The sequence below is a fragment of the Clostridium sp. Marseille-Q5894 genome (genome assembly GCF_946902305.1).
In the GTDB taxonomy this organism is placed as follows: domain Bacteria; phylum Bacillota_I; class Bacilli_A; order Erysipelotrichales; family Coprobacillaceae; genus Thomasclavelia.
Genome location: NZ_CAMPPT010000006.1, coordinates 213,900 through 230,695, shown reverse-complemented (window position 1 = coordinate 230,695; position 16,796 = coordinate 213,900). Strand labels below are relative to the sequence as shown.

Here is a 16,796-nt window from a genome sequence, read left to right as displayed (position 1 = left end):
TTATTGTAACATTTTTTATTTGACTATTCATCACAATTTGATACTAATCATAGTTTAATTTTATTTTATAATATAGGATTAAAAATATTGTAAAAATATATTAGAAAAGCCACTTAAAATAAAATGAGTAGCTTTTTTGACAACTTTTAATTCATTTAAATATATCTAAATTTACTTAAATACAACTAAGTAAATTAAAATCAAAAGATAAAATAAAAAGGCTTAAACCTTAGTAAAACCTAGTGTTTAAGCCATTGTTTACAATGGTCTCCCCTCACGGTCTCGAACCGTGGACCCTCTGATTAAGAGTCAGATGCTCTACCAACTGAGCTAAGGAGAGATGACATTTATTATAATACACCTATTTTTAGATAAAAGCAAGTGAATTTTAATGATAAAGTATAAAAGTTATGCTATAATTAACAAATAGGTGGGGTGAGTATCAAAATGTTTTATAAACAGACTGTAAATGATATAAAAGTAGTTATTTTGTCATTAGATGGCGGATTATTGGATTTAAATCGCTTAAGATTCAATTATTTTAAAAGAATATGTAAGATTCATAATCAGGTTTTAACAAAAGAAGAGTTTGAAAGATCATTAGGCAATATGCATACAATGTATAATAATTTTCCTATCAGCCAAGATATTGTTTCTGATGATTTAAATGAATTGATTGAACGTGATTTATACGAATATGCAAAATTAAAGCCAAATTCGTTAATGAAGGAAGGTACAGAAGAATTATTACAATTTTTTAAACAAAAAAATATAAAAATCGCTGTAATTTCGACTCATAAAATAAAACGTGCCATCCAATATTTACAGTTAACAAGACTATACAATTATGTTGATTTTATCATTGGTGGCGATAGTAACAATCCTCCGCTACCTGATCCTTATCTATTATCTATAATTTTAGAACAATTAAATGTTACCCCTAAACATGCTTTAGTAGTTGCAAATTACCCTAGCTTATTGTATGCTGCTAATCAAAAATTATTTAATGTTATTTATTTAACTGATTTATGTCCAGCAGTTAATTCAATTTCTTATCGAGCTTTAAAAGTTGCTAAAAACAATCTTGAGGTTATCAATATTTTCCTTTTTGCACGATATGATTCTATGGAAATGTACTCGCCATTATTAGGAATGTCTAGCGATATGTCCATTGAAACACTTGAACAAACATATTATAAGCTGCTTGAAGAATACAGTAATGATTCTCAATTAGTTGATTTAGTACGTCAAACATATCATTACTTTTTAGGTGAAATTTTAGATAAAAAACCTAATTCTTCATTATTTGAAGATGAAAAAGCATCTAATCATCAAGAACACATAGATACTGAGGAAAATACAACTGCCAAAATTGACAATTCTTCAGAAGATTTAGTTAAGCATTTTGAGTTTTCAGATGAACCTGAGAATGTAAAACCAGTAAATGATAAACCTATAATTGGTGGTGATCCTAAACGAGTTAATGAACTTATGGATATCATTAATGGAACTATTAAAGAAGAAACTGATCATGATGAGATTTCTGATTCTTCTCCAATTGAAAAGGAAGAAACAAATATAATTACTCATGTTATTAATTTTTTCTATACTTTAATAATCGTAACAATTATTTCTTTTTCTGGAATGCTTGTTTTTTCAGCTTTTAAAGATTTTATCTATGGAGCTGGTGTCATTACAGGAATAATAAAAAAGCTAATAGATTTATATGTTAATATCGTTTTAAGTATCTATGCTTTTATTTTTAATGTACTTCATAAAATTTTAAATTTTATTCCTGATTATGATAACTTGATTTCTGGTAATAATTTTTTATCAAGTCTTGCAATTAAATTAATATTATTTATTATTTTTAATTTAATTATTGCATATATTATAAAATTTATAACTAAATTATTAAAAGAGTCGGAGGAAGATAATGACCCTTATCCAAAAAATTAAAGAAACTGATATCAAAGTATCGCACATTTTTCCAAAATTATATCATCATAAATTCTTATGCAAAGCTATGACCCTTATTACAGGTGTCGGTGATTTTGGTATGATCTGGTTATTTTTGATATTCATTTTAAGTCTAAATAATAAAACTCAGCTTTTAGCTCAAAAAATGCTTGCTGCTTTACTTTTATCAACCATTATTAGTCAGGTTATTATCAAATCAATTGTAAAAAGAAAAAGACCCTGTCAAACTTACAGCAACATTAAAATGCTGATTGCTATTCCTAGTGATTATTCTTTTCCATCTGGGCATACTGCATCAAGTTTTGCTTGTGCTACTGCTATATGTTTCTTTTTTCCTAAAACCGGCATCTTATTTATTCTATTTGCCTTTTTAATATCATTTTCACGGTTATTTCTATTTGTCCATTATTTAAGTGATGTAATCTTTGGAATAATTTTAGGCATTCTTGTGGGCATTTTGGTAATGATATTTTAAAAAAACAGCATGTCTTTTAAGACATGCTGTTATAGCATTACATAAATCAAAATAACAGCAATTAGATTCTTTATGCTATGCAATACGATTGGAGCAATAATATTTTGCCTTCTTTCATAAGCATAAGAAAAGGCTAAACCAGCTGTCATATAGGGAATCAATTTCAACCATTCTGTCATATCACCAGCTAAAATATAACTATAAACATGTAATAACCCAAATAAAAACGCTGAAATCAAGTGTGCCCAAAAGGCACTTTTTTGACGTAAAGTATTAAAAATAAGACCTCTAAAAAATAACTCTTCAACAAGTGGTGCTAAAATAACTGCATGAACTGTCATCAACAAAACATTTGAAGATAGCATAGTAACAACAAATGTCTGATTTGTCGCTTCACGAGTATCAGCTGATAAAAATAAATTAACTATAAATTCACCTATATACCCAAGTACATATGATGATATTATCCCAATCGTTAAAATCCAAATAATATTTTCTAATAGCTCTTGTCGAAATATTTCCCAATTCTTTTTTATAAAATTCTTAAATACAGCTAATAACAATATTGCTGTAGATAAACCAATCAAAACATTAAAATAAACATTGATTGATTCTGAAGAAACATCATTACTTATAAATACCGTATATAATTTAATCAAAAAATTAAAAATACTTGGTGCAAAATATAAATACCAGGGAAACAAAATAATTGTCCCAATTGCTTTTTGACGATTACTTAATTTTATTTCTTTTATCAAACTCAATCTAACACCCCATTAAATAAGATTTTTATCCTCTAAATCAATTTCTTCGAACAACACTGCAAGACAAGTCTGCATTTCAGCTGAAAACAAATAAACCATTATCACTGCTATCAATAAATCGGAAATTAGTGGAATTGGTAAAAATATTTGAATTACCGCTGTTATCACGATCGTTAATAAAAACCAGCCTAAATATGAAAGATATAAAACAAATAAAGTTCCTTTATGTCCTTTCATCAAACGTGCTGATTCACTCATCGCCTTAGCCCCATAAATCTTATATTTCTCTAAAACATATGGTGTTAAAGCAAAAGTCAAACTATACATTACAGCAATAATCAAAATAACAACAAATCCTAATGTTATAAATCCCCCTAAGGCTCCTGCCATTTTGATAAAAGCAGGATCTTCAACAATCGTAGTAAGATTACTTGTATAAAGGCTTGATTGTGTTAATAATAATCCAAAATTATCAAACACACTTTCATCAATAACTATTTTAGCGATAAAAAATAATATCAAACTAGCAAGCAATACAAGTACTATTAAAAAAACAATTTGAATAAAATAAGTAAAAAACAATTCTTTAAATCTTTTAAATCCTGTTAAACCTTCATTTTCAATTGTAACTTCATCTCCGCGTTCATTTACTGCTTTTAAAGCTGTAACAATATTTCCATGAGAAAATGGCAGCATTATTATTGATATTAATAAAGAGATAAATGGTATTGTCACATTCAATGTTTGACCAAGATAATCTATAATCGTTGTTATTATACTAATAAAGATAAAAACAAAAATTATATTACTATGATCTTTCAAAACGCTTTTAGCTTTTATTTTAATATCCCGAATATTCATTTAGAATCTACCTCCATGAGCGTATTATAACAAAAAAGCAGTCTAAATGTAAAATTATTTAATATCTAAGCTAGTTTTGATTGCCTGATTGATCAATTGCATTATTTTATCATCTATGATTCCAACTTTCTCTCTTATTCTTTGTTTATCGATCGTTCTAATTTGTTCCAATAAAATAACACTTTTTTTCTCTAAATAATTATTTTCTACCATAACATGTGTTGGCAATGGATTCTTTGTTAATTTAGATGATATCGGTGCTACAATAATCGTTGTAGAATAACGATTACCTTTATTATTTTGTAATACAACAACTGGACGATAACCACCTTGTTCACTTCCAATCACTGGTGATAAATCAGCATAATAGATTTCCCCTCTATGTATCATATTTCACAACTCCTTTAGTGCAATATATGAACTAAACAATTTTTTATTACTTAAATTATTTAACTGTCTGATCATTTTATGTTAGGATAAAATTAACGGAGGTAATGATAATGATCAAAGCTGTGATTTTTGATATGGATGGTTTAATGATTGATAGTGAGCGAGTTACTTTTGAAGGATATCAGCATGTTTTAGCTAAAAAAGGATTAACGATGTCCCTAGATTTTTATAAAACTTTATTAGGTAAACCATTAATAGCTGTTTTTAATCAGTTTTATGATACATATGGTAAAGATTTTAATGTCGAAGATACTATTGAGGCAGTTCACCAATATATATCAGATATATTTGAAAATGATGGTGTCCCATTAAAAAAAGGGCTTATTGAATTATTGAAATATTTAAAAGCTCATAACTACAAGACGATTGTAGCAACTAGTTCCCAGCGTTATCGAGTAAATCGAATTCTTCAATTAGCAAAATTAAATCAATATTTTGATGATTCTATTTGTGGTGATGAAGTAACTAAAGGTAAACCTGATCCTGAAGTATTTTTAAAGTCATGTGAAAAATTAAATGTAAAACCACACGAAGCATTGGTACTCGAAGATTCTGAAGCTGGCATCAAAGCTGCTGATCTTGCAAAAATTAAAGTGATTTGTATCCCTGATCTAAAATATCCAGATCCTGAATTTATAAAAATGACATATAAAATCATGAATGATTTATTAGAAGTCCGTGATTTTTTTAACCAAGATTAACTTGGTTTTTTTATTAGAATAATATAAAAAAAGTTGGTTAAAACCAACTTATAATAAATTTAAATCAATCATTTAGCAAGCTTATCTAAAGCATCTTTAGCCGCCTTTTGTTCTGCTCTTTTTTTACTAGATCCTACTCCAACACCTAAAACCATATCATCCATTTTTACAGCCATCTCAAAAACAGGATTATTTGAAGGTCCTGTAGCTGAAATCAAATCATAAGTAACTGTTTTTCGCTGATCGGCTTGAATAAGCTCTTGAAGCCTTGTCTTAAAATCTGTTATTTCATCATAATTAACATCTTTAACATGCTTATAAACGGTTTTGTTTAATACTTTTTCAACATATTCATGACCGCAATCATAACAAACAGCGCCGATAAAAGCTTCAAAAATATCTGCCAGAACACTATCACGATCACGTCCACCATTATTTAATTCGCCAGCACCTAAAAAAATCAATGATCCTAAGTCTAATTCTCTAGCAAAACGAGCCAAAGATTCTTCGCGAACTAATTTAGCCCTTAATTTTGTTAGACGACCTTCGGGTAAATCGGGATATAAATCGTAAATATGTCGTGAAACATGATACTGTAATACCGCATCACCTAAAAATTCTAATCGTTCATAATCATGATTTTTTAACCTATGTTCATTTGCATAAGAAGGGTGTGTAAAAGCTTCGATAAAAATATCTATTTCGTGATAAGGTATCTCCATAATTTGTAAAAATTGTTTTAATTCCACGTTATTTCAATCCTTCTTTCATTTTTTCTACTACATTACTTGAAACCATTTCAAAAGCTAAATTTATAGCATTTTCAAAAGCAACAGCATCACTAGAACCATGAGCTTTAATTACCGGTTTAACAAAACCCATCATCAAAGCTCCACCAGCTGCTTTAGGATCAAATTTTGTCATTAATTGTTTTAAAGCCGGTTTAGCCATTACTGCACCTAATTTAGTACGAGTCGAAGACATAAAGCCATCTTTTAAACTTTTCACTAACACTTTAGCTACTCCTTCAGTTGTCTTCAAAGCAACATTACCAGTAAAACCGTCAGTAACTATGACATCCACCTCGCCATCTAAGATTTCCTTACCTTCAATATTGCCAATAAAATTAATTTCTTGCATACTTTCTAAAATTTTATATGTTTCTTGATGGATTTCATCACCTTTATGATGTTCACTTCCGATATTTAATAAAGCTATTTTAGGATTATCGATTTTTCGCACATTTTTAGCATAAACATTGCCCATAATTGCAAATGATTTTAATTGTTCGACTGTATTTTCAGAATTAGCACCAACATCAAGCATAGCTACATCTTTACCATTATAAGTCGGTAACATCGCCATTAAACAAGATTTTTCTACGCCTTCTAAACGTTTTAAAAATAGCATTGCACTAGCATAATAAGCTCCCGTATTTCCACATGACAGTATTGCATCAACTTCATTTTTTCGCGCCAGCATCATTGTTTTAACCATGCTGGATTCTTTTTTTCTGCGAATTGCAAGAATATTTTCTGTCATTTCCAATACTTCTTGAGCATCAATTAAAGTTACCTGAGAATAGGGTTTTAAAGCTTCTAATTCTTCTATTTTCCCTACCACATATAACTCATCAGTTTTATTTTTACTAAGAAATGATAAACATGCTTCGACAACGATCGAACTTCCCAAATCACCACTCATGGCATCTATTCCTAATTTCATTTTTTTCACCTCATATTAGTACATATTATAACACAAATTAATCAATATATTTATTATTGTTGATCAATTGTTCTTCAATCTCATTAATTAATTTTAAATATGCTACATCATTAGATTTACTTTCTAATAATTCCTGAGCATCTTTTCTAGTTACTTCTAAAATATTAATATCTTTAAAAATATCTCCGATTGCAAAAGCTGGTAGACCACTTTGTTGATTCCCTAATATTTCACCAGGTCCCCTTATTTTCAAATCATAATAAGAAACCTCAAAACCATCGTGACAATTTTTTAAAAACTCTAATCTTTCAATTGCTTCTTTACTAGAAGAATTGCTCAGCAAATAACAATAGCCTTGTTCATGTCCACGACCGACTCGGCCTCTTAATTGATGTAATTGACTTAATCCAAAACGTTCAGCATTATAAATTACGATCCAATTGGCATTACTAACATCAACTCCAACTTCAATAACTGTCGTTGAAACTAAAATTTGAATTCGATTAGCTTTAAAATCATCCATTGTCTTTTCTTTAGTTTCATCATCCATTTTACCATGAAGCAGTCCTACTGTATAATGATTTTTAAAATAAGCTTTCATTCCCTCATAAATACTAGTTGCATCACGGCTATCAATAACATCACTTTCATCAACTAAGGGACATACAACATAACATTGCCCACCACTAGCTAAATAATTTTTTAGCTTATTTAAAATAGGCTTCATACTGTGCGATTTTATCACCTCAGTTAAGACTGGTTTTCTTCCTCTAGGCATTGTTTTAATAGTTGAAACATCCATATCCCCATATAAACTGATTGCTAAAGTTCGCGGAATCGGTGTTGCCGACATAACCATAAAATCTACTTTTTGACCTTTTTCTTTCAATGCTTTACGCTGGTTTACGCCAAAGCGATGCTGTTCATCTGTTATTACCAAACCAAGATTATGATAATTTACTTTTTCTTGAAATAGCGCATGTGTTCCTACAATAATATCTATTTTTCCATCTCTCAAATCTTGATAGATCGCTTGTTTTTCTTTGGTTGACAAATGTCCTGTCAATAAACCTATATTAACACTAGTTTCTTTAAATAATTTTATTAATGATTGATAATGCTGTGTTGCCAAAATTTCCGTAGGTGCCATCATAGCACCTTGAAATCCTGCTAAATAATTGGCATACAATCCAATTGCACCAACTACTGTTTTACCACTTCCTACATCACCCTGAATAAAACGATACATCGTCGTATCTTTTTTTAAATCATTAATTACTTCATCAACTGCTTTCATTTGGTCATCTGTTAATTTAAAGGGAAGCTTTTTGATAAACTGCTCTAATATTTTTTGATCAAAATTTTTCTTGACACCAATATTTTTTTTACGTGAGATCTTAATGTATTGCATTGTTAATTGAAATTTTAAAAATTCTTCGTATTTTAAATGCCGTGAAGCCTCTTTAATATCATTATTGTTAGCTGGAAAATGAATTAGATTTAAAGCTAATTCTTTATGAATTAAATGATGTTTGATCAATAAAGAATTAGGTATTTCATCTTGAATATGTCCCTGATAAAATTTTAAAGCTTTTTTCACATAATTCTGAAATGACTTTTGTGTTATTCCTTCTTTTAATGAATAAACTGGGGTAATCCCTGCAATTTCATTTAAAGCCTTTAATTTAATGTCACTAGCAACAATGCTATTATTGGCACTATTATACTTACCAATTACTGTCAAAATCATCCCTTTAGTCATATTTTTTTTCATAAAATGACGATTAAAAATCGTAATTTTATAAATTTCCTGCTGATAAAGAAGTGAAAATGTCAACCTGGATAATCTTCCTTTAAAAAAGACTTTTGGTTCCTCAATTAAAACACCTTCAATAATAACTTTTTCATTATTTATTAAAGGTGTTTCCTCAATACACTCATAACGATAGGGAAAATGAAGTACCAGATCTCTAAGACTATTTATACCCATCTCATTCAATAATTTAATTCTATTTTCAGTTATCTTTATCTGCTGTAAAGGAATTTGTCTTGCCATAATATCACCATGACTATTGTATATTATTTATCTAAAAATATCTACTCCTAACATTTTATTATAACAAAACAACAGCTATTTTTAGCTATAATATCAGCTTTTAGCGATACTTAATCATTTATTTTTTTATTAAGACTTTTTTAACTCTAATAAAAAATAAGTTATCATTTAAAATAACTTATTTTTCAATCAATTCAATAGCCTGCTTCAATACCGCTTTACCATTCATTTCCAAAAGATCTTTTTCTTCAATTACGGCAATCGGAATAGAAGTTTTAACAATAGAACGAACTTTTTCAAGATCTCCAGCATTTTGCGGTGCTATTAAAATACAGTCAGCCTCTGCCCAAGATAACTCGATTGCACTTGAAATTGCTGTCCAAATCATTACATCTATATTTTGTCTATGAGCTTCTTTTTTCATCGCATTAACAAGCATAGTTGTAGTCAATCCTGACATGCAGCAAAGTAAAATTTTATACACAATTATACCTCCATACATATTCTTTTATATTATGCAACGATTTTATCACAACGAGACAAAAAATACTACTTTTTTATCACAAAAAAAGATAATTATCATTTAATAAAAATAAATATATTATTCACATTCTTTTCACAACCCTGATCTCTCGATTATTCTACATTTTAACTATTTAATAACTTTGTTAGATCTTCAATCGAAACATCCATTTTCGAAGAAACTTCAGCCATAGTCATACCAGTGGCAAGAAAACGTTTTACAACCATTTTCATCTCTTCCCCGACTTCAATAATATGACCATCTAAATCATAAAAACGAATTACCCGCTGTCCCCAGCTATGTTCAACGATTTCACCACAATATTCAATATCAGGATATTTTTTCAATTTATCTAAAAAAAGATCAAAGTCCTGTTCTTCAAAGCATATTTCCATATTATTTGATTTTTTTAATACCTGCTCTTGGGGGATATTAACAAGCCAATCAAAATTTTGTTGTAATGCTAAACCACAAGTAAAAGCAATATTTATCCCATAATCTTGGAATACCTCCAAACCAAATAAATCTTCATAAAATTTTCTTGCAGCATTGATATCTGACACTGAAATAACCGTACAATTATATTTCATATAAATTTCCCTTCTAATTTTAATCTATTATCATTTTCTTCAATTGCCTTTTTAAACTCCTCTGTAACATATATCTTTCGATTAACAAATTCTGGTAATTTAAAAATAATTTTATCTCTTAACTTTGATTTTACAAATACATATTGTATAACATCCATCACTCTGTTAAATGATGGATAACGCTTGATTTTAGAACGATCATAATCAAGACAATCAACAACTTCAATCACATTGATTACATAAAATATATCATCTTGGTTTTTCATTCGTAATGCTTGGATACGCCCTTTCATATATCAAAAGCACCTTTATTTAAGATAAAAGAACTTACATCCACACTAAATACATCACCAATTTGTTTATTGACTTCATCTTTATATTCGCTTGGCACGATAAAACTTAATTTTCTATCTTTCACTATCTTGCCTTCAAAAATATAAGATTTATAACCATTTCTAGACAATGTCTCATAAGTTCTATAAGTATGTAATTGGTATACTTTTATATTTTTTTTCAATGAACGATTGTACAATCCATTTTTCTTTTAGTTCGTAGTGCCAGTTTTGGCAGTGAACTAATTACCCGTGAAGTAACAACTTTCATAATCTCATCTCACTTTCAAACTACCTGTTAATTTATTTTTCCATAAGATAATTTATTAAAGAAATCCCATTTCTAATTACTTTTTGTTCTTTAATTATCTTATATCCTCTCCTTTCAAAAAAATGCTTTGCTGTAATAGAAACATGAACAACTTTTTTTCCATTAACTACTTGTTCTAATTTATCACAAATAGCTGTCGCAACACCTCTTCCTTGATAATCTTTATGAACATATAAATGATCAAGATATCCATTTTTATCGATATCTCCAAAACCGATAATAATTTTCTCATCGACTGCTACGACCGTATAATGCTTTAAAAATGATTGATTCCATTTTTCTAAATCTATATTTCTAGTTGCCCAGACATTTAATTGTTCTTGGTTATAATCTCTTGCGTTAATTGTATGAACGGTATCATAAAATAATCTTGCTAACTCCTGGCTATCAGATGGCTGATATTTTCTAATAATCATTTTTCTCTCCTAAAATCTAATTTGTTAATTTTATTATAACATCAATAAATACCCATGTCATTTTCCGAACCCAATACCAATATCATAAATAGATAATCTAAATTTAATAACTTTTTGTAACCATCGTAATTTTAACTAGTAAGTCAAAAAAGAGGCCTGTATTTAATAGACCCCTAATTGCAATCTATTTCTTTACAGCCTCTTATATATTAATTTAATTTTTCTTTTTTAGTTTGAAATAAAATTACGCCACCAGCTACAGCTATTAGCACCATTGGTAATAGGACATTTAAATTATCTCCAGTAGCTGGAGTTTTATTTTCATTACCAGCTATTTCTTCTAACGCTGCTAATGCTTCATTTAAGCTGTTAACTGCTTGATCAACTTGTTCTTGATCAGCATTTTCGTCACTATAAACTTTTCGACCATTTTCAAGTGCTGCAACTAAATTTTGATAAGATTCTTTAGTATATTTAGTTTCATCAATTGCTTCAGCCTTTTTGATTGCTTCAAACAATGCATCTTTATTTACTTTAACTTCAACACTTGGTTTATCAGAATCATCTGGAATTTCAAAACCAGTTTGTGAAGTTGTATTAGTTGAAGTTAATGTATTTTGATATAATAGATAGAATGCTGAGGCAGACCAGCTGAAATTCTTTGTATGTAATCCTTCTCCTGTTTCTGGATTATAATTTTCATGAATAGGTCCATCTTCTAATAATCCTTTAGCATGATCAAATAATTTGATCGTTACTTCTTTTGCTTCTTCATTATATCCATAATTTTGTAAAGCTTCGACTGCATATAAAGCTTGATCTAGCCATACTGGTCCACGCCAATATCTACTTGGATCATATTTATCGTTATCTTTTGAAGCTGTTGGGAATGGTACATAAGTATTAAATTTATTTTCATCAACCATATTTTCAACTACTCTAGCTGCTTGTTTAGTAGTAGCTGCTTTAGCCCATAATGGAATCCATCCTTCAGTACCTTTACCACGATTAACTAATAATTTTTTAACACTACCATCTTCATTTGTTTGCACATCATAATAGAATCCAGTTTCTTCATCATACATATTTTCATTAATGTAGTCTCTTAAATACTCAGCTTCTTTAGTGTATTTTAAAACATCATCAGTATACCCTAATTCTTCAGCCATTGATTTTAAGAAACCTTTTTCTGCATATAAATATGCATTTAAATCTACTGATTCTTGATTGATTACATAACCAATTGGTTCATGATCATCATTTCTAACAGTATAAATTTTGATTCCGATATCATCATCGCCATTACCTTCAATATCAAAACGTGCTGCATTATCCATACCACTTTCCCATGCAGCCGCTTCAATTCCGGCTTCAGGACAAACGATTCTTTCATTATTAGCATCATAAATAAATCCGTTATTATCAACGGTTCCAAATCCTTCTACAACTTCACCTTCAGCATATCCATAGTTTCTCCAGTCATAGCAAGTTTCATGAACCATTCCACCATATTCAGCAATACCATTTTTATCGATATCACGATTTGTATACCACCAATTATGATATGCAACTAATTTTGGATACATTTCTTTTAAGAAATCTTTATCCCCAGTTTGACGATAAACATTTTCTACCGCCCATGCAGCTAATGCAGGTTTAGAATTACGTTCGTTCCAGTTACCACCATCACCACCGCGATCTTCATTTTGATTATAGAAAATACAATCAATAATAGCTCCAGCATCTTGAGGGCGTACTTCATCATCACTTGTTATTTGATAATCAAACAATGCTCGAACATTATTTTTAGCTAATTCTTCATTGAAATATGTTGTTGCAACAACTTGTTTCCAAGAGTCCCAAGCCCACATACCAATAAACCATTTATATGACATTGATGGTACAATTCCATCATGTTTTATTGCTCCAGCTGGTGAAAACCAGTTAGTCATCAATGTTTCCATTGATTTTACGGCAGCATTTTGATAATTAACATTTGCAGTTATATCATTTTTAAAGATCGTATCAACATATCCTTGCCAACGATCATTGTTTTCTTCAAAATATTTAGCTGGATCTGCTAATAAATCAGCTACATTTTGTTTTTCATTATTTCTTTCATCAATAGTATATGTAAAACTTTGTGTTTGATAAGTTTCATATTCCCCTTTTGCTTCAATAGTAACTGGTTCATTTCTAGTAATTGTATAAGATAAATTATCATCACTAATTTCTGTAGTAATGTCATCTTCACTCAATACAACATCAAATGAATTTTCTTCAGTTGTCATATAATTCCATGTACTACGAATAGTCTTAAAGTTTACTTTAATACCGTCGTTTTCTTTAGATAATGATGTACCCATTGAATTATTTTTATTTGTATAATATGTAAATAAATGTCCATCCCATGATAAATTCAATTTTAATTCATCATTAGTCTTATTTTCAATTACTGTTTCAATCAATGCTGTACGATTAGTCCCAAAAATTAATTTTAACTTTAATGTTAAATCATTTAAATCATATGTTTGTTCCAATCTACCAGGATAATAAATTTCATTTGTATTTGCTTTAGTTAAATCAACTATTTCTGATCCTTCATCTGTTACTTTTTCTAAATTTATTTTATTGATCGAATCAGATAAATTAATTGGATATTCTTCAGCAATAATTACTGGTCCTGCAAAACCACCATATAGATCTGTAGCATTTTTATCATGAAGATAATATCCATGCCAAGCTCCTAAATCTGAAAAGTTATTATACTCATTTGTGCTATATGTCCCATAAATAGTTTCTTTTGGATCTGCTGTTACATCTAGAACATTTGCAAAATCAGTCAATGGTTTTGAATTATCTGCTGCATTAGCAATCACAACTGTAGAACCCATCAGCGTAAGTGTTAATCCAGCAATTAATCCTTTCCTTAAAAATCCCCGTTTTTTCATTTTATTTCTCCTTCTTGATAAATTGTAAAATGTTGTTAACGGGCTTTAATGAATGCGCGCTCTCCACTAAAAAAGCATTAACCACACAAAAAATAATATAAAGATAAAAAATCCTTATATGACTTTAGTATAGTTAATGCCTGCCCCACCAGTTACACACTATAAACAACTTTTACACATAATACATTATCATTGAAAACGCTTACTATCAATATAGATAATTAAAATTGTATTATTTTTGATACATTTTTGATAAATTTACTTAAAAACCCGATTAACTTTTAAAGTTGATCGGGTAATATAAGCTAATTAGTTTTTAAAAATTTCTTTTTTAAAAGAATTGATGAAACACATAGAGCAATAACATAACTGCATAATCCTAAATCATCACCTGTTTTAACAGCAGCATTTTGATTATCAAGTAAATCTCCTAATCTATTATTACTAGCACCAGATACAGTAGTACCTGGTTCATTATTGTCTAGCTCAGGTGCTGGCTTCAAATCAGGCTTGATTGAATCAGGATCTGTTGTTAAAGTTATCTTTGCAGTTCCAGAAGGAATTCCACTACCTCCCGTTAGCTTTACATTTTTAGTAGTGACTATTATTTTCTCACCAACAGCATCGCCACCTTTTTTACGATCATTTGGTGATAAAGCTAAACTATCACCACCGTTACTTTCAAGATTAGCTACTGTTATCTTACCATAACCAGTAATTCCATCACCGCCATCACCATAATGACCATAACCACCATTAGCAATTAATGTCCCTAAACCAGAAATAATTCCGCCGTTTAATACAACACCATTACCACCTTGAACTGATGGATAAAAAATATCTTCTCCTCCACCAGTAGCAGTTAAAATAGCATTTTCTTCAATAATAAGTTCTCCATTAACTAAGATAGCATTTTGACCTGGTAATGTACCACTGCCATCATCGCCTTGAATAGTATTAGTACCTGACACAGTTACTCTTCCATTTACAATTACAACATTCAAATTATCTGGCTTATTAGCACCATCTGTTAAATAGCGACTATTTGAAATAATTTGAGCATCTTTTAAAACACTGCCTTCATTCAAGGTTAAAGTATCTGTCAATGCTGAAGAGTGTGACATTGTAAACGTTCCACCATTAACCTCAACTGGTCCAAAAGCAACAGAGTCTTTTAAATGTAAACTACCGCCTTTTTCAACAATAATTTTTACACTTGAATATATTTTCATGTTTTCAATAGTTACAGAACATCCTGCAGGTATCGTTAAAGTTTCTAAAGCATATCCTTGATTATTACCAATGATTCCATATAAACCAGATTCATGTGAACCATAAATATTAGTTAAATTAACTGGTACGATACTATCAGCACATTTAGAAATTTCATATGGTTCCATATCCCATGAAGTAATTGTTGGATCTAATGCATCAAAACGTTGTTGTAAAGTTTGATCATCTACATAAATACGTAATTGACATTGATTAGATACTACAGTTTGTCCACGATCAGTTAATGTAGCTTGAACAGTATATACCCCAGCTTTTTCTGGCGTTCCAGAAACGGCGATTGTACCATTAATATTAATAACATTCATTCCGCTTCCTTCTGGAGAAATAGAAACAGATAATTTTGCTCCTGAATGTTTATTTTGATAATTATAGTAATCCAATTTATCAGTTCCTTCTATTACATAAGGAGTTAGATAACATTGGTATCCTGTTTGTCCAACAGTTACAGCATCTAAAGAACCTTCTAATGTTAATGATAACTTGTCATTAATTTTTAAAGGTACTGTTTTTTCAATAGATACATCTCTTTCATCATCAGATATTGTTTTAATATTAACAGTATAATCCCCAGTATTTACTGGTGTCCCAGTAATTTCAATTTTATTATCAACAACACTTGCCTCTAATCCGTTAGTATTAGGTAAAATACTAATTTCTAATGAAGCTTGATCACTGTTTGTTCCCGTTAATTCATATGATAAAGAATCATAATATGCTTGCCCTTTGACACCATCTTTTAAAGATGTTGACAACATTGTTAGATTTAAAGGAATAAAAGATGGTTTGGCGTTTCCAATATTTTCTGGTTCAACAGTTGTTCCAGCATATATTGCTGAGCCGTTATTTTCGATTTTTCCGGTATCAAATGTACAATTAGTAAAAGTTGCTGTTCCATTGTTAGTAACTGTTTGACTAAAAATACATGATTCGAACACTACATTTGCTCCTTCTTCAATCAAAAGCCCACTATCAATATCAAATGTAATATTTCTTACAAGAACATTACTATTAGCACCAAATTTCATTGTTCCACCACGAACATCTCTAATTGTTCTTTGCATTGCTTTATCTTCAAAAAAGTTTTTTGCCCAGCCTAATAATTGTTCAACATCAGAGCCAATCGTCGTTGTTCCAACACCTGTTAAATTAGCATTAACTTTAATAATTGATGCATTATTGGACCAGCCTAAATAAGTATCTAAATTATAGCTGTTATCATCAATAATATATTCATCATTAGCTGCATATACTTTTGTCATACTTGCAGCTGGTTGTAACATCACAACCATAGCTAAAAATAAAGAAAGTATAATTTTTTTCATATCCAATCCTCACTATTTATTTTGTA

At 29.6% G+C, this 16,796-nt stretch carries 16 protein-coding genes and 1 tRNA gene; 3 read left to right on the top strand and 14 right to left on the bottom strand.

All coding sequences use genetic code 11. The features are described 5' to 3' along the window. Positions 1-264: 264 nt before the first annotated feature. Positions 265-340: transfer RNA gene (locus tag OC535_RS10720), tRNA-Lys, on the bottom strand. Positions 341-447: 107 nt separating this feature from the next. Here OC535_RS10720 and OC535_RS10715 point away from each other — a divergent pair. Together OC535_RS10715 and OC535_RS10710 are read left to right on the top strand one after the other, a co-directional pair. Continuing rightward, positions 448-1,959 (top strand): HAD hydrolase-like protein, encoded by a 1,512-nt coding sequence (locus tag OC535_RS10715; RefSeq protein ID WP_498823810.1) that lies wholly within the window; start codon positions 448-450, stop codon positions 1,957-1,959. Next, a complete protein-coding gene (locus tag OC535_RS10710) occupies positions 1,937-2,455 on the top strand; it encodes a phosphatase PAP2 family protein (protein WP_227052515.1) in 519 nt (172 codons plus the stop codon). The genes OC535_RS10715 and OC535_RS10710 overlap by 23 nt, the downstream gene beginning before the upstream one ends. A gap of 29 nt (positions 2,456-2,484) precedes the next feature. Here OC535_RS10710 and OC535_RS10705 read toward each other — a convergent pair whose 3' ends face one another. Genes OC535_RS10705 through OC535_RS10695 form a run of 3 tightly spaced genes read right to left on the bottom strand, consistent with a single transcriptional unit; the run spans position 2,485 to position 4,470 of the window. Next, the gene (locus tag OC535_RS10705; protein ID WP_498823809.1) at positions 2,485-3,219 is read right to left on the bottom strand and encodes a CPBP family intramembrane glutamic endopeptidase; all 735 of its coding nucleotides are present in this window, start codon (positions 3,217-3,219) and stop codon (positions 2,485-2,487) included. 12 nt (positions 3,220-3,231) lie between these two features. After that, positions 3,232-4,080, bottom strand: coding sequence for a DUF975 family protein (locus tag OC535_RS10700; RefSeq protein WP_024721639.1), 849 nt, complete (start codon positions 4,078-4,080; stop codon positions 3,232-3,234). Positions 4,081-4,134: 54 nt separating this feature from the next. Further along, positions 4,135-4,470, bottom strand: a complete 336-nt coding sequence (locus OC535_RS10695; RefSeq protein ID WP_024721640.1) for a type II toxin-antitoxin system PemK/MazF family toxin — start codon at positions 4,468-4,470, stop codon at positions 4,135-4,137. 110 nt (positions 4,471-4,580) lie between these two features. On the opposite strand from OC535_RS10695, the gene OC535_RS10690 reads away from it, so the two are divergent. Next, positions 4,581-5,231: an HAD family hydrolase gene (locus tag OC535_RS10690; protein WP_227052552.1), complete on the top strand. Its 651-nt coding sequence runs from the start codon at positions 4,581-4,583 to the stop codon at positions 5,229-5,231. A gap of 68 nt (positions 5,232-5,299) precedes the next feature. Here the strand turns inward: OC535_RS10690 and rnc are convergent, their stop codons facing one another. The 10 genes from rnc to OC535_RS10640 all read right to left on the bottom strand — a co-directional run bounded on the left by rnc (position 5,300) and on the right by OC535_RS10640 (position 16,770). Beyond that, positions 5,300-5,980 carry a ribonuclease III gene (rnc, locus tag OC535_RS10685; RefSeq protein WP_024721642.1) on the bottom strand — a complete coding sequence of 227 codons (681 nt, stop codon included), beginning with the start codon at positions 5,978-5,980 and terminating at the stop codon, positions 5,300-5,302. A gap of 1 nt (position 5,981) precedes the next feature. After that, positions 5,982-6,956, bottom strand: coding sequence for a phosphate acyltransferase PlsX (plsX, locus tag OC535_RS10680; protein ID WP_227052516.1), 975 nt, complete (start codon positions 6,954-6,956; stop codon positions 5,982-5,984). 37 nt (positions 6,957-6,993) lie between these two features. Further along, positions 6,994-9,012: an ATP-dependent DNA helicase RecG gene (gene recG / locus OC535_RS10675; protein ID WP_227052517.1), complete on the bottom strand. Its 2,019-nt coding sequence runs from the start codon at positions 9,010-9,012 to the stop codon at positions 6,994-6,996. 178 nt (positions 9,013-9,190) lie between these two features. Then, a complete protein-coding gene (locus OC535_RS10670) occupies positions 9,191-9,496 on the bottom strand; it encodes a hypothetical protein (RefSeq protein ID WP_024721643.1) in 306 nt (101 codons plus the stop codon). A gap of 164 nt (positions 9,497-9,660) precedes the next feature. Continuing rightward, positions 9,661-10,125 (bottom strand): VOC family protein, encoded by a 465-nt coding sequence (locus tag OC535_RS10665; protein WP_498823808.1) that lies wholly within the window; start codon positions 10,123-10,125, stop codon positions 9,661-9,663. Then, positions 10,122-10,418, bottom strand: a complete 297-nt coding sequence (locus OC535_RS10660; protein WP_024721645.1) for an imm11 family protein — start codon at positions 10,416-10,418, stop codon at positions 10,122-10,124. The genes OC535_RS10665 and OC535_RS10660 overlap by 4 nt, the downstream gene beginning before the upstream one ends. Then, on the bottom strand, positions 10,415-10,543 hold the full coding sequence (locus OC535_RS10655; protein WP_264467715.1) for a hypothetical protein: 129 nt from the start codon (positions 10,541-10,543) through the stop codon (positions 10,415-10,417). Before OC535_RS10655 ends, OC535_RS10660 begins: the two co-directional genes overlap by 4 nt. A gap of 217 nt (positions 10,544-10,760) precedes the next feature. Next, positions 10,761-11,204 carry a GNAT family N-acetyltransferase gene (locus tag OC535_RS10650; RefSeq protein WP_024721646.1) on the bottom strand — a complete coding sequence of 148 codons (444 nt, stop codon included), beginning with the start codon at positions 11,202-11,204 and terminating at the stop codon, positions 10,761-10,763. Positions 11,205-11,413: 209 nt separating this feature from the next. Beyond that, positions 11,414-14,155, bottom strand: a complete 2,742-nt coding sequence (gene ygjK, locus OC535_RS10645; RefSeq protein ID WP_498823807.1) for an alpha-glucosidase — start codon at positions 14,153-14,155, stop codon at positions 11,414-11,416. Positions 14,156-14,460: 305 nt separating this feature from the next. Beyond that, positions 14,461-16,770, bottom strand: a complete 2,310-nt coding sequence (locus tag OC535_RS10640) for a hypothetical protein (protein WP_498823806.1) — start codon at positions 16,768-16,770, stop codon at positions 14,461-14,463. Positions 16,771-16,796 lie beyond the last annotated feature (26 nt).